The 22,485-nt window shown below is 46.0% G+C and carries 20 protein-coding genes; 18 read left to right on the top strand and 2 right to left on the bottom strand.

Translation table 11 applies throughout. The annotated features are described in order from the left end of the window. Positions 1-104 precede the first annotated feature (104 nt). The 13 genes from BUA17_RS14350 (at position 105) to BUA17_RS14290 (ending at position 13,919) form a co-directional block, all read left to right on the top strand. Positions 105-290, top strand: coding sequence for a hypothetical protein (locus BUA17_RS14350; RefSeq protein ID WP_063564337.1), 186 nt, complete (start codon positions 105-107; stop codon positions 288-290). A gap of 170 nt (positions 291-460) precedes the next feature. Continuing rightward, positions 461-1,516 (top strand): cell wall-active antibiotics response protein LiaF, encoded by a 1,056-nt coding sequence (gene liaF, locus BUA17_RS14345; protein WP_072734029.1) that lies wholly within the window; start codon positions 461-463, stop codon positions 1,514-1,516. 3 nt (positions 1,517-1,519) lie between these two features. Beyond that, positions 1,520-2,557: a HAMP domain-containing sensor histidine kinase gene (locus tag BUA17_RS14340; protein ID WP_063564236.1), complete on the top strand. Its 1,038-nt coding sequence runs from the start codon at positions 1,520-1,522 to the stop codon at positions 2,555-2,557. Then, on the top strand, positions 2,554-3,216 hold the full coding sequence (locus BUA17_RS14335) for a response regulator (protein ID WP_072734028.1): 663 nt from the start codon (positions 2,554-2,556) through the stop codon (positions 3,214-3,216). The genes BUA17_RS14340 and BUA17_RS14335 overlap by 4 nt, the downstream gene beginning before the upstream one ends. A gap of 148 nt (positions 3,217-3,364) precedes the next feature. After that, a complete protein-coding gene (locus BUA17_RS14330; protein WP_072734027.1) occupies positions 3,365-5,065 on the top strand; it encodes a S1C family serine protease in 1,701 nt (566 codons plus the stop codon). Between the two features lie 195 nt (positions 5,066-5,260). After that, on the top strand, positions 5,261-5,950 hold the full coding sequence (locus BUA17_RS14325; RefSeq protein ID WP_063564239.1) for a response regulator transcription factor: 690 nt from the start codon (positions 5,261-5,263) through the stop codon (positions 5,948-5,950). A 1-nt stretch (position 5,951) separates the two neighbouring features. Next, positions 5,952-7,412 (top strand): sensor histidine kinase, encoded by a 1,461-nt coding sequence (locus tag BUA17_RS14320; protein ID WP_063564240.1) that lies wholly within the window; start codon positions 5,952-5,954, stop codon positions 7,410-7,412. 68 nt (positions 7,413-7,480) lie between these two features. Continuing rightward, positions 7,481-8,434 (top strand): 4-hydroxy-3-methylbut-2-enyl diphosphate reductase, encoded by a 954-nt coding sequence (locus tag BUA17_RS14315; protein WP_072734026.1) that lies wholly within the window; start codon positions 7,481-7,483, stop codon positions 8,432-8,434. Positions 8,435-8,666: 232 nt separating this feature from the next. Then, a complete protein-coding gene (gene aroF / locus BUA17_RS14310; protein ID WP_063564242.1) occupies positions 8,667-9,731 on the top strand; it encodes a 3-deoxy-7-phosphoheptulonate synthase in 1,065 nt (354 codons plus the stop codon). Positions 9,732-10,145: 414 nt separating this feature from the next. Then, positions 10,146-11,570 carry a type I glutamate--ammonia ligase gene (gene glnA, locus BUA17_RS14305; RefSeq protein ID WP_063564243.1) on the top strand — a complete coding sequence of 475 codons (1,425 nt, stop codon included), beginning with the start codon at positions 10,146-10,148 and terminating at the stop codon, positions 11,568-11,570. Between the two features lie 233 nt (positions 11,571-11,803). Next, a complete protein-coding gene (gene serC / locus BUA17_RS14300) occupies positions 11,804-12,892 on the top strand; it encodes a 3-phosphoserine/phosphohydroxythreonine transaminase (RefSeq protein WP_063564244.1) in 1,089 nt (362 codons plus the stop codon). 137 nt (positions 12,893-13,029) lie between these two features. Next, entirely contained in the window at positions 13,030-13,494 is a 465-nt protein-coding gene (trmL, locus tag BUA17_RS14295) for a tRNA (uridine(34)/cytosine(34)/5-carboxymethylaminomethyluridine(34)-2'-O)-methyltransferase TrmL (protein WP_064639422.1), read from the top strand. Between the two features lie 170 nt (positions 13,495-13,664). Next, the gene (locus BUA17_RS14290) at positions 13,665-13,919 is read left to right on the top strand and encodes an AbrB/MazE/SpoVT family DNA-binding domain-containing protein (protein ID WP_024629045.1); all 255 of its coding nucleotides are present in this window, start codon (positions 13,665-13,667) and stop codon (positions 13,917-13,919) included. Positions 13,920-14,013: 94 nt separating this feature from the next. On the opposite strand, the gene BUA17_RS14285 is transcribed toward BUA17_RS14290, so the two are convergent. Together BUA17_RS14285 and BUA17_RS14280 are read right to left on the bottom strand one after the other, a co-directional pair. Next, positions 14,014-14,445, bottom strand: a complete 432-nt coding sequence (locus BUA17_RS14285) for a GNAT family N-acetyltransferase (protein ID WP_072734025.1) — start codon at positions 14,443-14,445, stop codon at positions 14,014-14,016. Continuing rightward, entirely contained in the window at positions 14,442-15,359 is a 918-nt protein-coding gene (locus tag BUA17_RS14280; protein WP_072734024.1) for a serine hydrolase domain-containing protein, read from the bottom strand. Before BUA17_RS14280 ends, BUA17_RS14285 begins: the two co-directional genes overlap by 4 nt. Positions 15,360-15,823: 464 nt before the next feature. On the opposite strand from BUA17_RS14280, the gene BUA17_RS14275 reads away from it, so the two are divergent. From BUA17_RS14275 to bglX, 5 genes are all read left to right on the top strand, one after another. Continuing rightward, complete coding sequence (locus tag BUA17_RS14275; RefSeq protein ID WP_064639416.1) at positions 15,824-16,588, top strand: alpha/beta hydrolase; 765 nt, start codon at positions 15,824-15,826, stop codon at positions 16,586-16,588. Between the two features lie 11 nt (positions 16,589-16,599). Beyond that, positions 16,600-17,559 (top strand): ABC transporter permease, encoded by a 960-nt coding sequence (locus BUA17_RS14270; protein ID WP_063564249.1) that lies wholly within the window; start codon positions 16,600-16,602, stop codon positions 17,557-17,559. A gap of 18 nt (positions 17,560-17,577) precedes the next feature. Then, a complete protein-coding gene (locus tag BUA17_RS14265) occupies positions 17,578-18,480 on the top strand; it encodes a carbohydrate ABC transporter permease (RefSeq protein WP_063564250.1) in 903 nt (300 codons plus the stop codon). A 54-nt stretch (positions 18,481-18,534) separates the two neighbouring features. Next, a complete protein-coding gene (locus tag BUA17_RS14260; protein ID WP_063564251.1) occupies positions 18,535-20,133 on the top strand; it encodes a type 2 periplasmic-binding domain-containing protein in 1,599 nt (532 codons plus the stop codon). A gap of 134 nt (positions 20,134-20,267) precedes the next feature. Then, positions 20,268-22,433 (top strand): beta-glucosidase BglX, encoded by a 2,166-nt coding sequence (gene bglX, locus BUA17_RS14255; protein ID WP_072734023.1) that lies wholly within the window; start codon positions 20,268-20,270, stop codon positions 22,431-22,433. Positions 22,434-22,485 lie beyond the last annotated feature (52 nt).

Below are 22,485 nucleotides of genomic sequence, written 5' to 3'. Positions count from 1 at the left end.
TTTAATACATGAATAACGCACGCGCACTCTTCACATAATACTCTCTGGGGACGAACCCCGCGTTGCAGACATGCAATGTAAATATGAAGAGAGAGGTGATCGTCGTGGCTAAGAAATCTCAAGGTTCACAAACGCCAAACGAGAAGTACAATGCAGAGTTTGGAGAAGAGAATGCAGCAAGCAAAGTGAAACAATCGCACCAAAACAAAGTGAAGGATAACTTCCAAACACCTGATGAAAAATACAATGCTGAGTTCGGTACTGAGAACACAGGCAAATCACAAAAGTAAATCAATGCACAGACACCTTGGAGAATTTCTCCAGGGTGTTTTTAATATTTTACATAAATACCCTTCCGTCTCGGTCTGGAGACTGAGATCAATTCCATCTGCCGCCGCTGTTAACCAATCCTTGTCTGATGTAAACTGGATACAGAATACAGACAAAGGAGACATGAGCGATGAAACGATCTACGCGGGACCGCTGGTGGGTTGGCATTCCTCTTATTGCGATTGGCGCAATAATATTGTTCAGGCAATTGGGATATGACATAGATATCGGATACATGTTCAGAACATATTGGCCGTTATTTTTGATTTGGTGGGGTGTAAAAGGTATAACCGAAATTCGGCGCAATGGGAGTCATGCATTGATTGGACCGGCCATTGTACTGGCGATTGGTGGATACTTCTTGGCACGCAATCTGGGGTGGATTGATTACTCCATGGGTGAGTTTATACGCTACCTGATACCGGTGATGCTCATTGGTGGGGGATTGTTCGTTCTGATCGGACCTCGTCGTCGTGACCGGAAACATCATGACCAAGTACAACCGCCTCCACCACCGGAGCCACCTTATAAGCCATTGTCCCCTGAGGATCTGGAAATGCCGTCTTCGTTTGACGAACAGTTTGAGAAAACATTTGGCAAACCGAAACAGGAACAAAAGAATGATTCACATGGCTCATTTTATAAAGATAAGGAAGACCATAAATCACACGGACATCAACACCATCATAAACATCAACAACATCATCACAAGCATAAAGGTTATGGTTCAAATAAAAAGGCATATGGAACATTTGATGATGATGACCACTATGATGATGATTCGAATTATTATGATGGCCATGGGAATACGATTAACAAATCGGCATTTATCGGCGATATGTATATGGGACAGGAAGTGTTCTCCCTGAAACCGATGAATATTTCGGCATTTATTGGCGATACGGTGATTGATTTGACGAAGGCGCAAATACCTTACGGTGAGACGAAGATTAACATTTCCTCTTTTATCGGGGATGTGAAGGTATTTGTACCGGAAGATATGGATCTGGGTGTGACTGTAACGACGAACTCGTTTATTGGAGACATGTCGCTGTTAAATCAAAAACGGGGTGGATTCCTAAGCAGTGCTCAGGCTGAAACGGCGCATTATCGGGAAGCGGGAAAAAAAGTACGGATTGTCGTTAGTGTGTTTATTGGAGATGTCAAAGTGAACAAGGTGGGTTAACGCATGATTCGAACGATTCTCAAGGCAAATAAGTGGGAACTGATGATGTATTTTGCGCTGACCGGACTCATTACTTTGGGCGGGTTTTACTTACTGTACGGGGAAGTGCTGATGGGAACAGGGCGTCAGCGTGCGTGGACCTATGTTGCTGTTGTTCTCCTGGCTACCATAATCACGGGATATATTGCCGCCTTACGGCTTCAACGCAAGATTGATCTTCTGGATCTCAACATGCTGAAAGTGTCCAAGGGCAATCTCGCTGTTCGTATGCCTGAGGCAGATGATGCCTCCTTCGGACGGGTATATCAGGAATTCAATGTCATGATGGATTCGATTGAGAAAAAAATGAGATTGCTTCAGCGGCTTGGTGAGCAGGAAGTCATTGAAAAGGAACAGGCATCCGAGCGCGCTGTGATTGAAGAACGCAAACGGATGGCAAGAGATTTGCATGATACGGTCAGCCAGCAGCTTTTTGCCATGCATATGTCGGCTTCCTCCTTACCACGTTTGCTGGAGATGAATCCCGAGCATGGCAGCAAAGTGTTGGAGCAACTTATTCAGATGTCGCATATCGCACAGCGGCAGATGCGTGGGCTTATCGCTCAGCTTCGCCCAGTGGAGTTGGAGGGAAGGAATCTTGGCGAAGCGCTGGATAGCTGGTTCCCGGATTATTGCAGGCAGAATGGTTTAAAAGGAGTGAAAGAGCTGGAACTGGATGGCGGAATTTCCGATGCCATCGAGCACCAGCTGTTTCTTGTTATTCAGGAAGCGGTCGCTAATGTGGTCAAACATGCGGAAGCGGGTCTAGTCAGTCTGTCCATACGAGAGAGTGAACATCAGATCAGCATGAGCATTAGCGATGACGGTCAGGGGTTTTTGCAGCAAGCGGAACGGCCTGGTTCATACGGATTATCAACGATGCGTGAACGGGCAGAGAAGCTTGGGGGTCAGGTTCAGATTATATCGAAGCCGGGAGCGGGGACGACGGTGCGGGTATTCATCCCGAAATTCCCGAAAGAACCAGAGGGGGAAACGGAATGAGCGGAATAATAAATGTAATGATTGTGGATGATCATGATATGGTGCGGATGGGGTTAAAAACGTATCTTATGCTGGAGCCTACATTTCATGTGATGGGGGAAGCGGGTAACGGACAGGATGCATTGAATCAGCTGCGCAAGCTGGGAGAAAACGAACTGCCTGACCTGATCCTGATGGACTTGATGATGCCGGTAATGAATGGCGCGGAAGCGACACAAGCGATTATGACCGAATTTCCGGGGATGAAAATTGTGATGCTGACCAGTTTTCTGGAGGATGACCTTGTGGTACAAGCGATTGAAGCCGGTGCGGTCAGTTATGTGCTGAAGACAGTATCTGCTGAAGAGTTGATCTACGCTCTGCAAGGAGCATACCGAGGTATGCCTGTAATGACAGGCGACGTATCACAGGCATTGACCCGTGGCATCAGGCAGCGCACAGCAAGAGAGAACGAATCCGGCCTGACGGAACGGGAAAAGGAAGTGCTTTTGCTGATTGCAGAGGGCAAGACCAATAAGGACATCGGGGAAGAACTACATATTAGTATCAAAACCGTCAAAACTCATGTGAGCAATCTGCTGATGAAATGTGAAATGGACGATCGGACACAGCTGGCAATCTACGCTCATCGTCAGGGCTGGGTGAAGAATAAGGGTTAGAATGCAGATTTGGCGGGAAAAATGTTCTATAACAGCGTGCTTTTATCTCCTTTTTAATTGTTTTTAAGGTACGGTTAAGGTTTAAAGTACAAAATAAGGACAGTTAAAGAATATCTCTTGCGAAGAAGAGATTGGGAGGTAGAGAGGCATGGACGAACGTAATTACAGAGCGAACCGTCAAGACGAGGAAAATGAAACTAAACAAGCGGAGAATCGCAATTCATCAGGGACGGACGATTCCTCCTATTATTATTCTTACGGACCTTTTCAGTCCGTGAATCAGGAAGATACAGCAAGTCATAATGGGGAAAATAATCAACGTGAAGAAGGAAATGTAGAGATTACAAGACCTGAACCCGTGAAGCCCGTACCTACTTACTACAGTAATTACAATAACGAATCATCTGATCAAGCTAATACGTCCTCCAGAGGGGGCGGCGGCAATGGTTCAGGCAACGGAGGAGATCAGGGGAACGGCGGCAAGAACAATGGGAATTGGAATTATAATAACCGTCGGCCACGTTCTTCCGTAAGATCGCTCCTGTTCTCTTTTATCGCCGGGATGCTGGTCATTACAGTGCTGATGTATACAGCGGACAGAACAAACATGTTTACACCACAGGAAGCGCTGACAAGTGCAGACAATGAAAGCTCCAGTCAGTCATCTTCTCCTACTAACTCAGGCAGCAGCAATAATGTGACAGCGTCATTACTGCCAACGGGCAAAGAGGATGTATCCTCTGTAGTAACGAGTACAAGTCCGGCTGTCGTCAAAATTGAAACACTTGCCAAGCAGTCTACACGCAGCAGTAGCCAGGGTGGTTCTACGATGAGCGATCCATTGTACCAATACTTCTTTGGTAACGGAAGCAATGGTGGAACAGATAGCTACCAAGGCCAAAATAATCAGCAGCAACAGCAACAAAGCAGCAATCAGTTGGTTCCACTCGGCATTGGTTCCGGATTTATTTTTGACAAAGAAGGCTACATCCTGACGAACCAACACGTGGTTCAGGGTGCAGATGTGATTCAGGTAACGCTGGAGAACAACAGCAAACCGTATGAAGCAAAATTGCTGGGAAGCAGCTTCGACCTTGACCTTGCCGTATTGAAAATTGAGAAAAACAGTGGCGATGATGCTTTCCCTGTCGCTCCACTGGGCGATTCTAACAGTACTCAAGTTGGTGAATGGCTTGTAGCTATTGGTAACCCGGAAGGATTTGAACATACAGTTACTGCAGGTGTGTTGAGTGCGAAAGAACGTACCATCAGCATTCCGGACGAAGAAACCGGCAAAACTCGTGAGTACAGCCACTTGTTACAAACGGATGCTTCCATCAATCCTGGTAACTCCGGTGGACCATTGCTTAACCTGAATGGTGAAGTCATTGGTATGAACGTTGCGGTTAGCGCGGATGCCCAGGGTATTGGGTTTGCCATTCCTTCGAGTGTAATCTCGGATGCGGTTAAATATTTGAAAGAAAACAAAGAAGTTCCCAAAGAGCCCGTACCGTTCATTGGTGCATCTCTGATGGCCCTCACGCCTGAAGTGGCTAAACAGATGGGAACGGATATCACTGAAGGTTCAGTTGTAGCCAGCACGATCTATCAATCCCCTGCTTACCAAGCAGACCTGCGTGCTTATGACATCATCACAGGTGCCAATGGCACAGCATACAGCACAAGTCAGGATTTGATTGATTTCATCAAGAAACAGGAAATTGGCAGTGAAGTGACACTGAATGTTGTTCGGGACGGTAAAAAAATGGATGTGAAACTCAAAATCGGCAACAAAAATGATTACGATACTACACAAACAACGGATCAACAACAGCAACAACAACCATAATGCCGAAACATGGGTTATAGAATAAGGTTTAGAAGAGCGGAAGGGTTCGAGGGCCCTTTCGCTTTTTTTGCACTATATTCGTTTGTACTCCATCAAGGTCTGACTCGCAAAGCAACAAGGTGTTTGGAAAGATGCAGATTGCGCTTTTGGCTGTTACAATAAGATTAAAACGTTAAGGGATAAAGGAGAAAGACCATGCGCTCAACTATTCTGATTGTTGATGATGATGAAAAAATCGTTTCCATGCTTCGGCGGGGACTTGCTTTTGAAGGATATGAGGTACAGACAGCTTCGAATGGGGCGGAGGGCCTCAGTAAGCTAATGGATAAAGAGCCGGATATCGTGGTTCTTGATGTCATGATGCCGCAAATTGACGGGTTTGAAGTATGCCGCAGACTCAGAGAAGCGGGGAGCAAAGTGCCCGTGCTAATGCTCACTGCCAAAGATGAAGTACAGAGCCGGGTAATTGGGCTCGATACAGGTGCAGATGATTATCTCGTGAAGCCGTTTGCGCTTGAAGAACTGTTGGCTCGTGTCCGTGCCTTATTGCGTCGTAAAGCGGATATAGCAGACACGCCTGATAATCGACTTATGTATGAGGATATTATTCTGGATAATGATTCTCGTGAGGTGTTGCGTGACGGTCAGCGTCTGGAACTGACTGCCAAGGAGTTCGAATTGCTGAATCTGTTCATGCAAAATCCGAAACGTGTGCTGTCCCGTGATCTGATTATGGATAAAATCTGGGGTTATGATTACAGTGGTGAATCCAATGTGCTCGAAGTGTATATTGCCATGCTCAGACAAAAAACCGAAGAATACGGCGGCAAACGTTTGATCCAGACGATCCGGGGAGCCGGCTATATTTTGAGGGGTGACTCCTGACATGTCCATTCGGTTAAGATTAACCGCGTGGTATTCAGGCATCTTGGCAGCCGTGCTCATTTTTTGGGGAGTTGTGATCTACGCTTTTGTTTATTTTAATACGTATCAAGAAGTGGAACAGCAACTGAAAGATAAAAGTGAACGAATTACGAATCAGATTGGTGTCAATCCGCTCTCACAGTCGCTGGATCTGGACCCTTTTACAGAAAGTCAGCTTCAGGAAGCGCAGATATACATCCAGTTGTGGGACTATCAGAGCAGATCTGGTAAAATCTCAGGCAATATGGAGAAGCTTCAGATTCAATTTCCCGTTGTGAAATCCAATGAGATTCAGAAAAAGCGTGGCATATCCAAGATCTATGTCAATGGGACCCCTTTCTTGGTGAATCAACAGCCCTTGTCTCTTCAGGGGACCAATGAAATAAGGGGGCTCCTTCAAGTCGGTGCCAATGTTAGTTCCCAGGAACGATTGCTGGAAGCTCTGCGAAATATTCTGGTTTTTGGCTGGCTTGTAGCGATGGCACTTGCCATTACTTCGGGTCTGATTCTGGCTCGTAAATCCATGCGTCCGCTCGTCAATGTGATTGATGCCGCCAATCAGATTCAATCCGGGGATGACCTTAGTGTGCGTATTCAATACACAGGTCCCAAGGATGAGATTGGGCGTCTGATTGAAACAGTTAATAATATGCTTGAACGAACAGAGCTGTCATTCCGCGGGCTCGAGGAGACGAATAAAGCTCAGCGCAGATTTGTATCTGATGCTTCACATGAGCTGCGTACACCGCTGACCACGATCCGTGGCAATGTGGACTTCCTTAAGAAGCTATGGGATCAGGAGAGCACGGACCGACCGAATCTGGACGAAGAAACGGTTAAACAAATGTCGCTTGAAGCGATAGAGGACATGGCGGATGAAGGCAAACGCATGAGCAGACTGATCAGTGACATGTTGTCTTTGGCCAGAGCCGATACAGGACAGAAAATCGAACTGAATCCGATCCCGTTGCAGATTCTGGTGCAGGAAGTGGCTCGCAGATCGCAATTCCTTGATCACCAGGCTGACTGGCGTCCAGGTGATCTATCGATTTTGAATGGCATTTATGTGAACGGGAGCAAGGACTATTTGCAGCAAATGTTGTTTATTTTTATCGAGAATGCTTTCAAGTACACTCCAGATGGCTCGGTTACGCTTGATGCAATACTTTATAAAGGTCAGGTAGGACTGCGCATCAGTGATACGGGCATCGGAATGGATCGGGATGAAGTTCCATTTATCTTTGACCGGTTCTATCGGGCAGATGAGTCGCGCGGTGCCACACCAGGTATAGGTCTGGGGCTGTCGATTGCCAAGTGGATCATAGAGGAACACCAAGGGTCTGTCGAGGTTGTAACCAGACGTGGAGAAGGAACGACCTTTATCATTTGGTTGCCGGTTGTCTTTGCTCCGCCTATCGAATAAGGTTATAATAGACAGGACTGCAATTACATCGGCTATCTTTGCCGAGAAAGAAAGCGGGTGGCAACCAAGTGGAAGTACTGCGAATTTCGCCGCGGGGATATTGTTATGGAGTTGTGGATGCGATGGTGCTCGCGCGCCAGGCGGCACGCAATCTGGACCTACCACGGCCTATTTATATATTGGGTATGATTGTGCATAACCAACATGTGACGGACTCTTTTGAAGATGAGGGCATTATTACACTGGACGGACCGAACCGGATTGATATTTTGAGCCAAGTAGAGAGCGGAACAGTGATCTTTACAGCCCATGGTGTATCTCCGGAAGTGCGCAAGATGGCACGTGATAAAGGTCTGACTACAGTGGATGCAACTTGTCCGGATGTAACCAAAACCCATGACCTTATTCGGGAGAAGACGGCTGAAGGGTATGACATTATCTATATCGGGAAAAGGAACCATCCAGAGCCGGAAGGTGCGGTTGGTGTTGCACCCAATCATGTTCATCTGATCGAGAAGGAAGAGGAGATTGACGGACTGAACGTACCTCCTGGCAAAATCCTTATCACAAATCAGACAACGATGAGTCAATGGGACATTAAACACATTATGAGCCGTCTTCTGGAGAAGTATCCAGGCGCAGAAATTCATAATGAGATATGCTTGGCTACCCAAGTACGTCAGGAAGCTGTTGCTGAACAGGCAGGGCAAGCCGATCTGGTCATTGTTGTCGGTGATCCTCGCAGTAATAACTCCAACCGACTTGCACAAGTATCGGAGGAAATTGCGGGTGTAACGGCATATCGTGTATCAGATGTGGCTGAGATTCAGCAGGAATGGCTGAAAGGTGTGAATAAGGTGGCGGTTACTTCGGGCGCATCTACACCAACACCGATCACGAAGGAAGTCATCCTGTATCTGGAGCAATATGAACATGACAAGCCGGAAACATGGGAAATCAAGCGTACGGTGAATATGAGCAAGCTATTACCTCCTGTAAGGGAAAAGACTCGTACAACGTAAACAAACATTATTATAAGAATCCTGCAGTACAGAGCCGAAATCCGGTGACTGAATGCAGGATTCTTTTTTTTTGAGGGGGATAAGAGTCGGCTTGACTGAAAAGGGTGAATATGTTATATTTACTTTAGTGGATAAAAGCTTAAAAGCGAACAAGCGTTTAAGTGAAGAAGAGTTTTGGAGATTAAATCAGACGCGCTTAGGCGCTCTCATACAAGGAAGGATGGGATTTATAATGATCGTTATTGCAGGTAAAGCTACTCCGGAGGAACATATTCAGGATATCGTCGCTACAATTGAAAAGGAAGGGCTTCAGGTTCATATCTCGCGTGGAGAGGACCGCACCATCATTGGTTTGATTGGTAAAGTAGAGCCGAAAATGGCTGAGCATCTCCGTCAAATGAAAGGTGTGGAGAATGTCGTCAAGATTTCGAAGTCTTACAAATTGGCAAGCCGTGACTTCCATCCTCAAGATACCGTAATCTCCATCAAAGGAGTAGATATTGGCGGCAAAGAACTCGTCGTTATGGGCGGACCTTGTGCGGTTGAATCAGCTGCACAGATTGATGAGATTGCCGGACTGGTTAAGGCTGCTGGTGGACAGGTGCTGCGCGGTGGTGCATTTAAGCCACGTACAGGTCCGTACAGCTTCCAGGGAACGGGTGTTGAAGGTCTGATCATGATGGCTGAAGCAGGCAAGAAACATGACCTGTTGACCATTACAGAAGTCATGACGCCTGAATATGTTGATATTTGTGCCGAGTACGCAGACATTCTGCAAGTAGGTACACGGAACATGCAGAACTTCGATTTGCTGCGCAAATTGGGTGAGTGTGGCAAACCGGTACTGCTGAAACGTGGTTTCAGTGCAACTTATGATGAGCTGTTGAATGCGGCTGAATACATTCTTGCGGGTGGCAACCCGAATGTAATGTTGTGTGAGCGTGGTATTCGTACATTCGAATCCTACACACGCAATACGCTCGACTTGTCGGCCATCCCTGTTCTGCAGTCTCTCAGTCATCTGCCAGTCATTTCGGACCCAAGTCATGGTACGGGTCGCCGTGAGCTGGTTGAACCGATGACGAAGGCTTCTGTTGCTGCTGGTGCTAACGGCCTAATTATCGAAATGCATACGGACCCGGATAATTCCATGACGGGTGACGGCGTGCAATCTTTGTTCCCTGACCAATTCGCCAACCTGCTTCAGGATCTGGAGAAATTGGCACCAATCGTGGGTAAAACATTCAACACAGCCAAACAACCGGCGGAGTTCTTTCCAGCACGAGTAGGCGTATAACTGATCTTCATAGTATAGGTAATATATATCATCCGGGCATCTGCCCTGGCTCCGTTCGATGAGAATGAGGCTAGGACAAAATGTCCGGTTTTTATGTTATTTGGAGCCTTGAACGCATTTATTAATCATAGGTGATAAGAAACATTTATGATGTAATGTTATTACCATAATTTAGGCTAAATATACCCCTGCTTTACCGCATTAAACCAGTTAAATATAGTGTATTTACGTTGTTAAGTGAAATCAATAGGTTTATAAAATGTTAGCATAGCTTACATAGTTGCAAAAAATACCTTACATAAGTATTGACGATGTCACATTTGAGATTTTATAATGACGACAGAAAAAAATTCGAATATGGACATTTTCTTAGCGGGGTTGTTTAATGTTCGGAATATTTGGGAGGACGAATACATGTCGGTTGAAAACGTATTGAAATCAATTCAAGAGAACAACATCGAGTGGGTAGATTTTCGTTTTGTAGATTTATCCGGTCGTGCGCACCACATCTCGTTACCAGCTTCGGCAGTTGACGCAGACACTTTTGTAAATGGAGTAGCCTTTGATGGTTCTTCTATTCAAGGTTTCCGCGGAATTGAAGAGTCCGATATGGTTATGATTCCAGATCCTGAAGCGACTTTTGTCGATCCGTTCACAGCACACCCTACATTGAATGTTATGTGTGATATCTTCACTCCGGATGGCGAGCGTTATGAGCGTGACCCACGCGGTATCGCAGTCAAAGCCGAAGAGTTCCTGAAAGAAAGCGGAGTAGGTACAGCAGCATTTTTCGCACCTGAATCCGAATTCTTCATCTTCGACGATGTACGTTATGAGAGCGGCACGAACAGCTCTTCCTATTTCGTAGATTCCGAAGAAGCTTCTTGGAACACCAACCGTAAGGAAGATGGCGGTAACCTGGGCTTCAAAGTTCGCACTAAAGGCGGATACGTTCCTGTAGCTCCAGTGGATACACAACAAGATATTCGTAGTGAAATGTGTCGCATTTTGGAAGAAGCGGGCCTGTCGATCGAGCGTCATCACCACGAAGTGGCGACAGCTGGTCAAGCCGAAATTAACTTCCGTTTTGATACGTTGAAGAAAACAGCAGATAACCTGCTTGTATACAAATACATCGTGCATAACACTGCACGTCAATATGGTAAAGTAGCAACATTCATGCCAAAACCACTGTTTGGTGACAATGGTAGCGGAATGCACGTTCACCAATCCATCTTCGATGGCGATTCCCCATTGTTCTATGACAAAGCGGGATATGCAAACCTGAGCGAAATGGCTCTGCACTACATCGGAGGCATTTTGTACCACGCACCAGCTCTGATTGCTTTGACTAACCCTAGTACGAACTCATTCAAACGTCTCGTACCTGGTTATGAAGCACCGGTTAACCTGGTATACTCCAAAGGTAACCGTTCGGCAGCAGTACGTATTCCTGTTGCAGCTGTGACACCAAAAGGTTGTCGTATCGAGTTCCGTACACCGGACTCCACAGCTAACCCTTATCTGGCGTTCGCTGCAATGCTGATGGCGGGTCTGGATGGAATCAAACGCAAAATCAACCCAACTGAGCTTGGATATGGTCCACTCGACAAAAACATCTATGATTTGTCTGATGCAGACAAAGAAAATATCCGCAGTGTGCCAGCTTCCCTGGAAGAAGCGCTTGACGCTCTGGCAGCGGACAACGAATTCTTGACTGAAGGTGGCGTCTTCACGAAAGAATTCATCGAAAACTATATCAACCTCAAACGTGACGAAGCAAAAGCAGTGGCAATTCGCATTCATCCGCATGAGTACAGCCTCTACTTCGACTGCTAATCCAGTCGGAACAGAAACTGTTCCCAATGTAAAGCCTCCGGGACTCGCTCTCGGAGGCTTTTCCTTGAATTGAACGATGTAGTGCATTAACTTTGCAGGGTGATAAAGGAATTTGATAACCCTGATTCGCAGCTTCGGTGCTTATTGCCCTTGAAGCAGATAGGGAATACTGATATCATAGCGATAATATTCACTTCATATGTCAGCTACGGATGGAAAGGGCGGGGGATTTTGTGACAAAGAGAGCGTATAATTTTAATGCAGGACCTGCGGCGTTGCCACTTGAGGTTCTGGAGCGTGCTCAGGCAGAATTTGTTGATTTTCGGAATACAGGGATGTCGATTATGGAGATGTCTCACCGTGGAGCGGTGTACGAATCTGTACATAATGAAGCTCAGGAGCGTTTGTTGTCTCTGCTAGGCAACCCCAAGGGATACAAGGTCCTCTTCCTTCAGGGCGGAGCCAGCACTCAGTTCGCCATGCTGCCGATGAACCTGCTCGGGGAAGGGCAGACAGCCAGTTACGTCATGACAGGCAGCTGGGCCAAGAAGGCACTGTCTGAGGCAAAACTGATTGGGGAGACGCAGGTCGCTGCATCTTCCGAAGCGGATAAATATATGAAATTGCCGGATGTGTCGAATCTTAGCTTCCCGGATCGCACAGCTTATGTTCATTTGACGTCTAACGAAACAATTGAGGGAACTCAATTCAAGTCATTCCCGGATACCGGTTCAGTTCCACTTATTGCCGACATGTCGAGTGACATTTTCTGCAAACCGTTTGACCTTAATCAATTCGGCATGATCTATGCGGGTGCACAGAAGAACCTGGGCCCATCAGGGATTACGGTTGTTATTGCTCGCGAAGAACTGGTTAGTGAATCTCCTAAAACGATTCCGACGATGCTTCGTTATAGTACACATGTGGACAACAATTCTCTCTATAATACACCACCGTCCTTCTCCGTATACATGGTGAATGAGGTTCTGAAATGGATCGAGGAACAAGGCGGATTGGCTGGAATTGAACAGAAGAACGTGAAGAAAGCGGATTTGCTCTATAATGCGATCGATTCCTCCGGAGACTTCTACCGTGGCTGTGTAAATCCGGCAGATCGTTCCCTGATGAATGTGACCTTCCGCTTAGCTAACGAGGACTTGGAGAAACAGTTTATCAAGGCTTCGGAGCAAGAAGGATTTGTTGGTCTGAAAGGGCATCGGAGTGTTGGCGGCCTGCGTGCTTCCATTTACAATGCTGCTCCATATGAAAGTGTTAAAGCACTTACGGACTTCATGAGCCACTTCCAGAAGACAAATGGATAAATAACCTGGCAGCGAGTTGTGAATTCAAGCATTCACACTTGTGCTTTACCAGAGCCTTCCACATTGACGTGTGGAGGGCTTTTCTTTAAGATTAGAGAATTGTCGTTTACATGAAATGAAAAGGAGATTGAACACATATGGCTTTACATATCGTTCTGGTTGAACCGGAGATTCCAGCAAATACGGGCAATATTTCTCGTACATGCGCGGCTACCGGCACACATTTGCATCTCGTGCGTCCACTCGGATTCCGTACGGATGATGCCACACTGAAACGCGCGGGTCTGGATTACTGGCATGCCGTTCATATTGAATATCATGATTCGTTTGCCGAGGTTCAGGAACAGTATCCAGATGGGCGTTTTTTCTACGCAACCACGAAGGCAAAGAACCGTTATAGCGATTTTAAGTTTCAAGATGGAGATTTTCTGGTGTTCGGTAAAGAGACCAAAGGCCTTCCTCCAGAGTTAATTGCTGCTAATCCAGATACTTGTATGAAGATGCCAATGACAGGTGATGTCAGATCATTGAACTTGTCAAACTCAGCAGCAATCATTGTGTATGAGGCTTTGCGTCAACTTAATTTCCCGGGTCTTGATTAATCCAATTCGCGTATAAGTGACGGTTAGAATTCGCTAAAAAAACATTTTTCAAAAAAAAGGACAAAAAATGTTTATTTCCAGCAGGATTCGACAAAATCTTGGCGAATTAATAAACATAGTACAAATGTACCTAGAAATTTAGAGTAAGATAGGAGAGGTGTGCCGTAGCTATGAAGCCAGCTGGAGTCGTTCGCAAAGTTGACCAATTGGGTAGGATCGTATTGCCTAAATCTTTGCGTAAAAGGTATCAAATGAATGAGGGAGATCCTGTAGAGATCTTAGTACAAGGGGACCATATCATTCTGGAGAGATACCGTCCAAAATGTATTTTTTGTGGATCGATGGAAGAAGTCAATGAGTTCAAAGAGCGTTACATATGCGCACAATGTTTAGATGAAATGACCCAGCTTCCACAGCACGGGTAAAATAAAAAGTATCATGGCCTCTAAAGGTCATGATACTTTTTTTGTGTGGAAAAATCATGTCCACTTCCAATTTACCGGGATCAAACGAATGGATTCAGCTATTCGTGTTGTATTCCATCACCCAATATTTCTCCCCGGGTGTACCTTCTTCAATGACTTTTTTCCAACCCTGTCGTTCGTAAAAGCCAATTGCTTTATGATTATCAGATACACATTTCAATCGAACAGGCTGCTGCATAAGTGAAATTGACGCATCAAGTAAGCGTGAACCTGTACCCCCGCCGATAAAACCGGGATGGATAAACAGAAGGTGAATAAAGTTCTCGGGAAGATATAGCGAAGCGAAGCCGAGAAGCTGTCCTTCTTCATTTTCAGCCACGAGGATATATTCTTCAACGGTGTCTGTATCAAAATCCTGTAGGGACAGCTCTTCCGGCTTAGCCCAGTGGAACCGGGCACGTCGCGACTCGAGATAGATGATTCTCAACTCCGCATAATCTGCCTGAGTGGCTGCTCGTATAATCAAATGATCCCCTCCAGAATAGGCAATATATCTGACCATACATGATCAAGAATGGCTTGCATATTTTGTTCATCACTATTGATGGCAACGACGGACTCCAGCTCCGGTAGGACAACACATAGTTGACCATTGGCGCCATCAGCACGGTAAGCGTTATGGGAACATCTCCAGAATTGATATCCATAACCTTGTCCCCAGTCGCCGTCTCCTGGTGTAGGGATCTGTTGTGTTGTCGCTAATCGGATCCATTCCGCAGGAATGAGCTGCTCGCCGTTCCAGTGGCCCTCCTGAAGCAACAGTTGACCGAACCTGCCTAATTCCTCATTGGTGAGTTGCAGGCCCGCACAGCCCAATGTAATGCCTAAGGGAGAAGTCTCCCACTCTACATTCGTAATGCCCAGTGGCTCGAATAGCCGGGGAGTCAGATAGTCCTTAACGGTTTGACCAGAGGCAGTCTGGAACATGGCGGAGATCATAAACGTATCTGCACTGCTGTATGTAAACGTTTCACCAGGAACTCTGTTCAAAGGAAGGGACATGTAATATTTCGCCCAATCTTTCTCAGGAAGGGTGGCTCGCTCTTCTGCCCATAACACAGGTACGTCATGCCCCGATGACATTCGCAGCAAATCGTACAGGGTGAGGTCCGCAGGAGGGAAGGCTGTTAAATGGGAAGCAGGTGTTGGTGATGTGAAATAGTCTCCTAGTCTGGATTCAAGTGTAAGTGTGCCCGCATCCAAAGCAAGTCCAATCGCCATGCAGGTGAACGATTTGCTGACAGAATGCTGTAAGCGGCGCATATCGCTGGTGCGATCCCACGCTCCGATTGTAACCCCTTTCTGCAATACCCGAACAGAATGAACGTTTAACTGCTGCTCATCTATATGATGAACAAAAGAATTAATAATACTAGACATCTTAACATCCTTTCTAAAAAAGAAGAATTTTAACTGTTGGTGAAACGTTTCCGCAATCTGGATCAAAAATTAGAACTTATGTTAGTACAAACGAAGTTCAATGTCAATGAATAGGTGCAAACGGTTACTTAAAGGAAATTGTTTCAAATTAAAAGTGCCTTTTGACGCAAATTTTATCACGGAAAATCAGTTTTTTGAGAAAAAAGCACGAAATTTGTAAAAAGGTTATTGACAGGGTTTGTACTTCGGGATTATGATTTATTCGAAACGATTCGAAGAAATCGCTTCCACGTAAAATGTGTTGTAATCAAGTCCAAGTAAATCAACGTTGGCTATGTTTTGAAACGATTCGAGAAAATCGTTTCGATAACCGAGCGAAATACGGGGGAATCACTGGAAGTTGCAACAAAAAGGCAGAGAAACAGAAGTTTACAGACAGCAGCCGACGATGAGAGGGGTTACATATGGCGCATATAACGATCGAAACCGGATCGCCTACGTTATGCATGAATACAAGCATACATGTAGTGTCCAGTGACTCCGGAGACACTTCAGGCGGTACGCTATATTTGCTGCATGGGGCAGGCGATAACGCAAGTACATGGCAACGTTTGACTACAATTGAAATGTATGCGCAACAATATGGCTGTACCATCATTATGCCGGAAGCGAACCGAAGCTATTACACCGATATGGAATACGGCCTGAATTACTTCCATTACATCACTCAGGAGCTGCCTGAATTCTGCAGGCGTCAGCTCAATCTCAATACAGACCCGGCAAAGACTTTCGTAGCCGGTCTATCCATGGGTGGGTACGGTGCATTGAAATGTGCACTGACATATCCCGAGAGGTACCGCAAAGCGGTGTCCTTATCAGGTGTAACTGATATTCAGACCCGGCTTCACGATCCGGAGATGCCATCAGGCATGATCAAGGAAATGAAAGCGGTTTTTGGAGAACGGTTACAGGTAAAACCTGATCAGGACCTGTACGCACTGTCTGCCAAGCTGTTGAAGCAAGGTGGAGATTTACCGGATATTCTGAGTTGTTGTGGTGACATTGATCCGTTTGTGGATATGAATCGCAAATTCGCGGAATACATGCAGGAAACGGATTTTGAGTTTCGGTATGTGGAGACACCGGGTACCCATGAATGGAGATTCTGGGAGCAACACCTGAGAACAATGTTTGATTTTCTGTATAACGACAAGACCAAAGTAGAGTGAGGAGATGCAATTTGAAACCTGCAGCCGAAGGACCTAGCAAAAAGCTGAAGGGAAACTTGAAAGGCAATTCGCTCTGGAGTGAAATCTGGAAGCACAGAATGACGTACACCCTGCTTATTCCAGGGCTCGTCTGGCTGATCCTGTTTGCCTACATGCCAATGGGTGGCCTGTCTCTTGCGTTTAAAGACTACAAGGCAAACCTGGGGATTTGGGGAAGCCCATGGAGCGGATTTGAGAATTTCAAATACGTTTTCCGGGATCCAACCTTTATTGACGCGGTATGGCGGACGCTGTACATCAACATTCTAAAACTGATTATTCAGTTCCCGTTCCCGATTATTCTTGCCCTGTTGTTGAATGAATTGCGGATGCGCAGAGGGAAAAAGTGGTTCCAGACGGTTCTTACGTTCCCTCACTTCCTTTCATGGATCATCGTATCCGGGGTAGTCATCAACGTCTTGGCTTATGACGGACTGGTAAACAGCGCACTTGGTTTGCTTGGATTGCCAACCATTAACTTCCTTGGTTCCGAGTCTAACTTTGTACCGATGCTGCTGTTGACGGATATTTGGAAATCAAGCGGATGGGGTGCGATTATCTTCCTGGCAGCCATTTCCGGTATTGATCAGGATCAGTATGAATCGGCGCAGATTGACGGCGCTTCCCGTATGCAGCAGATGTTCAAGATTACATTGCCAAACATACTTCCAACAATCACCGTCATGTTCATTCTGTCGGTTGGTGGATTGATGTCTTCCGGTTTCGACCAGATCTTCAACTTGGCAAATGCCGCAACTAAAAATGTATCGGAAGTATTGGATGTATATATCTATCGGATTACGTTCCAGTCCTCAACGGACTTCTCATTCTCGACAGCGGTCAGCTTGTTCCGTTCCCTCGTGAATATGGTCTTGCTGCTTCTCGCAGACAGATTTGCCAAGTGGCTTGGCGGAGACGGTTTGTTCCGATAAGAGAGGAGGAAAAATGAAATGAGTAAGAAGTCTAACAAAAAACCGAGAATTGGTACAGAAAAAATGACATTTCTCGATTACATTATTTTCGCCATTTTACTTGTGCTTGCTCTGATGATTCTGATTCCGTTCTGGAATGTCATCATGATCTCGTTCGCAACACAAAAAGAATATGCTGACAATCCATTTTTGATGTTCCCTAAAGAATGGACATTGGATTCCTATAAGGCGTTGTTCGCTGACGGAACGATTCTGTCGGGGTACAAAAATACAATTATTTTGCTAGTCATCGGTTTGCCACTCAGCTTGTTCCTGACAACAAGCATGGCATATGGCCTTAGTCGCAACAAATTTCCGTTCAAGAAATTTCTCTTTTTCTTAGTACTGTTCACCATGATCTTTAATGGTGGTATTGTACCGCTGTACCTGATCATGAAATCACTTCACCTTACAGGTACGCTATGGTCCGTTATCCTGGCGGGAAGCTTTAGTGCTTTCAACATGATTCTGATGATGAACTACTTCTATACCTTGCCTGAATCGCTGATGGAATCGGCGAGATTGGATGGAGCAGGAGAGTGGAGAATTCTGTTCTCAGTTGTTCTTCCGCTGGCTACACCAATTATGGCTACAATCACGTTGTTCTACGGTGTGGCGTACTGGAACAGTTGGTATGATGCGATGATATTCCTTCGAAAAGCGGATCAGTTACCGCTCCAGAATGTACTCAGAAACATTATCGTCACATCCCAGACGAACGCATCCAATGCATCCAGTGTGGATGCTGCCCAAGCAAGCAATTTCTCAATGGGTATGAAGATGGCGGCAGTATTTGTCACCATGGTACCAATTATGTGTTTCTTCCCAATGCTGCAAAAACACTTTGCCAAAGGGGTATTAACAGGGGCTATCAAGACCTGATTATACGTATAGGATTTTGCATTAAAATTCTACTAAAAAACATGGGGGTAAAACATGAAAACGAACAAAAAGTTGTCAGTAAGAGCTCTCTTTGCCATCACGCTTAGTGTAGTTATGCTGATGGTTACCGCTTGTTCCAGCCAAGGAGCTTCAGGTGGTAACGAAAAAGATGCAGAGGGAAATTACAAAGACAACCTGACCATCTCAGTAGCTAACCTGACAGAAATTAAAAACGGGAACTTGGATAATGACTTCCACAAGTTCTGGACAGACAAGTTCAATGTAACTTGGGATTACAACTATATCGATTGGGATTCATGGGGCGAGAAGCTTCGTCTGTGGATCAACTCTGGCGATTTGCCGGATGTAGCAGTATGGAACTACGTGCATGGCGATGCCATGAACAGTATTGATCAAGGCCTGTTCTACAAATTTCCGGATGACTGGAAAGAACGCTGGCCTAACGTGGCAGCAGCCTACAAGTTGACCGGTCTTGGAGACAAGCTGGAAGAACTGACGGGTGGAACATACGTCCTGCCAAGACCAATCTATTTCGAGAACAAACCTGCTGACCCATTGACGAACCAAATTGGTGTCATTGCGCTTCGCAAAGACTGGGCTGAAGCGGTTGGTTTCGAACTGAAAGATGCATATACAACTACTGAATTGAATGAATACGCTGAGCTTGTGAAAGAAAAAGATCCAGGCAAAGTGGGCAACAAACTTGTACCTCTGTCCTACAATGCGGCAGATGCCATGACGAATATCATTATGCCGAACAGTGTGCATGCCATGACTGACTCTCCGTTCTATAAAGGAGAAGATGGCCAGTTCCACTGGGGACCATCAGATCCTGAAACTCTGACAGGACTTAAATTGATGCAAAAAGCCTACAAAGATGGCTTGCTCAATCCTGAGTTCTACACATGGAAAAACAATGAAGGTCAAAACAACTTCAAAGTAACAGGTACAGCTGCAGTAACAAGTCTGGGCGGACTGGCTTCGTACAGACAAGGTCTGGATTCTGATATGAGAAAGAATCTGGGTGTAGATAGTGATGACCTGGTACACACAGCAATCGTATTGGGCGATGATGGGAAATACCGCAACATGGAGCAAGCGAACTTCTGGTCTGCATTGATTTTCAATCCGAACATCAGTGACGAGAAATTCGAACGGATCATGGATCTGATCGACTACTCCACTACCAAAGAAGGACAACTGCTCATCAACATGGGCTTCGAAGGTAAAGATTGGAAATATGATGAAAACAAAGAACTGGTTAGCTTGCTGCCAGAAGGAACTGTTCTGGAAGACAAATACCCAGCACGTTTCGAAGGTCTGTACCTGCTGGGTGACGACTTCAGTGTTGTAAACCCTGCAATTAAAAAGGATTACCGTGATAGAGCTGTGAAGCTGTTCGAGGAAAAAGCAAAACTCGGTACAGAAGGTCAGTCACTCGCAACATACGACTGGGATATCAACCTGTACGATTCCAAAGCTAAAAGTCAGGCTTCATTCGACTACCAGAATGAATATGCCAACTTGATCCTCAAAAATGGAGATCTTGAAGCGAACTGGAAAGAATGGGTAAACAGTAAAATGTCCCTGGTTCAACCTTATCTGGATGAACTGAACAAAGAATTCAAGTAATCATTCAGTAATTAGCAAGATGGGATATGACAGGTGTGTTCTGTCTGTCCCATCCAATCGAACCCGGTGCGCGGTCTCTCCCCGAACGCAGCCGGGTTCTTTATTTCAACAACATGTAGTGGAGGATAATGTCTATGAATAACGAGCAGTTGCTAGACCTTGTAAACCAAATGACCCTGGAAGAAAAAACGGCCCAGCTGCTTCAGCTGACCGCTAACTTTTATGAAGGAACCAATGTTGAAGGTCAGATCACAGGTCCAATGGAAGAGATGGGAATCACGGAGCAGTCCGTGGATGCCAGTGGCTCCATTCTGGGATTGTCTGGTGCACAGGCCATTATAGATGTACAGCAAGCTTACCTGAAAAAAAGCCGTCTCGGCATTCCGCTCTTGTTCATGGCGGACGTCGTGCATGGTTTTAAAACCATTTTCCCCATCCCGCTAGCCATTGGCTGTTCATGGGACACCGAACTGGCTGAGAAAAGTGCTGAGATTTCAGCACGTGAATCCGCCGTATCTGGCCTCCATGTCACTTTTGCACCGATGGTCGATCTTGTTCGTGATCCGCGCTGGGGTCGAGTAATGGAGACGACAGGCGAAGATCCTTATTTGAACAGTCTGTTTTCTGCGGCATTTGTACGTGGATATCAGGGCGACAGTTTGAAGGATGAGCCGGATCGTCTGGCGGCTTGTGTAAAACACTTTGCAGCATATGGGGCAGCAGAAGGTGGTCGTGATTACAACACGGTCGACATGTCTGAACGCAACTTGCGTGAGTACTATTTACCGGCTTACAAGGCAGCATTGGATGCAGGTGTTGAAATGGTTATGGCTTCATTCAATACCGTAGAGGGTATTCCAGCGAGCGGAAATGAGAAGCTCATGCGTGACATCTTGCGTGACGAGTGGGGCTTTGATGGTGTATTGATCTCGGATTGGGCTTCCATTCGCGAGATGATTGCTCATGGCGCAGCTGAAGATGATCGTGAAGCTGCATACCGCGCCATTCGTGCAGGAGTGGACATCGAGATGATGACACCTTGTTATGTCCATCATCTGCCAGAGTTGATCAAGAACGGAGAAGTGGAAGAAAAGCTCATTGATGAAGCGGTGCTGCGTATTCTACAACTGAAAGAAAAGCTGGGATTGTTCGATAATCCACTGCGTGCAGCAGATCCGGAGCGTGAGCGCGAGATTGTGTTCTCGAAAGAACATCGTCAGGTATCGTATGAGCTTGCAACCAAATCCGCTGTATTGTTGAAAAATGATAATCACGTGCTTCCGCTGAAGCCAGAAGCCAATGTAGCGTTAATTGGACCTTTTGCCCAAAGTGAAGACATTCTCGGATGGTGGTCCTGTGAAGGTGTCAAAGAAGATGCCGTTAAACTCGGAACTGCTTTGCAGGAACGTCTTACTGCCGGGAAAGTTCATATGGCTCAAGGCAGCAACGTTCACACGATCACCGCTGAACAGATTGCTGAAGCGCTTGAAGTAGCAAGCAAAGCCGATCTGATCGTGCTTGCACTTGGTGAAGATTCCGAAATGAGTGGTGAAGGTGGATCGCGTACGGATATTCGTTTGCCAGCAGTTCAACTGGAATTGGTTAAACAGCTCAAAGCAGCCGGCAAACCAATCGCCAGCGTTATTTTCAACGGTCGCCCTCTGGACTTACATGGTGTTTTTGAAGAATCCGATGCTGTGCTTGAAGCGTGGTTCCCCGGCAGTGAAGGTGGAGCGGCCATTGCCGATGTATTGACAGGTGCGGTGAATCCATCTGCGCGTCTGACGATGTCCTTCCCGCAATCTGTAGGTCAGATACCGGTATATTACAATCATTTTAATACAGGACGTCCACTCAATCCGCAAAAGACGGAAGAGCGTTATGTTTCCAAATATATTGATAGTCCGAATGATCCGCTGCTTCCGTTTGGCTACGGCTTGTCATACACCTCGTTTGAGTATGGTGACCTGGAAGTATCAAGCAATGAAATGACTGCTGATCAACCTCTGACAATCCAAGTGCGTGTAACCAATGCTGGCGAACGTGCTGGCGTAGAGACGGTTCAGTTGTACGTACGTGATGTCACTGGTGAAGTTGTACGTCCAATGCGTGAGCTGAAAGGGTATGTCAAGCTGTCACTCGCACCGGGTGAAAGTGGTACGGCTGCATTTACATTAAACGAAGAACAGCTTCGTTATCATCATTCCGATTTGAGTCATCGCAGTGATAAGGGAACATTCCACATTTTCGTAGGGCCGAATAGCCGCGATACATTGGAGAGCACATTCAAGCTGGTGTAATGGGATACACCTCATATCGATGAATGATTGAACTCATCATACAAAAGCAGCA

Source organism: Paenibacillus sp. ov031 (assembly GCF_900143165.1).
Classification (GTDB): domain Bacteria; phylum Bacillota; class Bacilli; order Paenibacillales; family Paenibacillaceae; genus Paenibacillus; species Paenibacillus marchantiae.
Note: the sequence above shows the minus strand (reverse complement) of the source record. Positions and strands in the feature narration are given on the sequence as shown.

Coding starts and splice junctions, on each gene's coding strand:
- liaF (WP_072734029.1), top strand. CDS start 461: ATGAAACGATCTACGCGGGACCGCTGGTGGGTTGGCATTCCTCTTATT.
- BUA17_RS14340 (WP_063564236.1), top strand. CDS start 1,520: ATGATTCGAACGATTCTCAAGGCAAATAAGTGGGAACTGATGATGTAT.
- BUA17_RS14335 (WP_072734028.1), top strand. CDS start 2,554: ATGAGCGGAATAATAAATGTAATGATTGTGGATGATCATGATATGGTG.
- BUA17_RS14330 (WP_072734027.1), top strand. CDS start 3,365: ATGGACGAACGTAATTACAGAGCGAACCGTCAAGACGAGGAAAATGAA.
- BUA17_RS14325 (WP_063564239.1), top strand. CDS start 5,261: ATGCGCTCAACTATTCTGATTGTTGATGATGATGAAAAAATCGTTTCC.
- BUA17_RS14320 (WP_063564240.1), top strand. CDS start 5,952: ATGTCCATTCGGTTAAGATTAACCGCGTGGTATTCAGGCATCTTGGCA.
- aroF (WP_063564242.1), top strand. CDS start 8,667: ATGATCGTTATTGCAGGTAAAGCTACTCCGGAGGAACATATTCAGGAT.
- glnA (WP_063564243.1), top strand. CDS start 10,146: ATGTCGGTTGAAAACGTATTGAAATCAATTCAAGAGAACAACATCGAG.
- trmL (WP_064639422.1), top strand. CDS start 13,030: ATGGCTTTACATATCGTTCTGGTTGAACCGGAGATTCCAGCAAATACG.
- BUA17_RS14290 (WP_024629045.1), top strand. CDS start 13,665: ATGAAGCCAGCTGGAGTCGTTCGCAAAGTTGACCAATTGGGTAGGATC.
- BUA17_RS14280 (WP_072734024.1), bottom strand. CDS start 15,359: ATGTCTAGTATTATTAATTCTTTTGTTCATCATATAGATGAGCAGCAG.
- BUA17_RS14275 (WP_064639416.1), top strand. CDS start 15,824: ATGGCGCATATAACGATCGAAACCGGATCGCCTACGTTATGCATGAAT.
- BUA17_RS14265 (WP_063564250.1), top strand. CDS start 17,578: ATGAGTAAGAAGTCTAACAAAAAACCGAGAATTGGTACAGAAAAAATG.
- BUA17_RS14260 (WP_063564251.1), top strand. CDS start 18,535: ATGAAAACGAACAAAAAGTTGTCAGTAAGAGCTCTCTTTGCCATCACG.
- bglX (WP_072734023.1), top strand. CDS start 20,268: ATGAATAACGAGCAGTTGCTAGACCTTGTAAACCAAATGACCCTGGAA.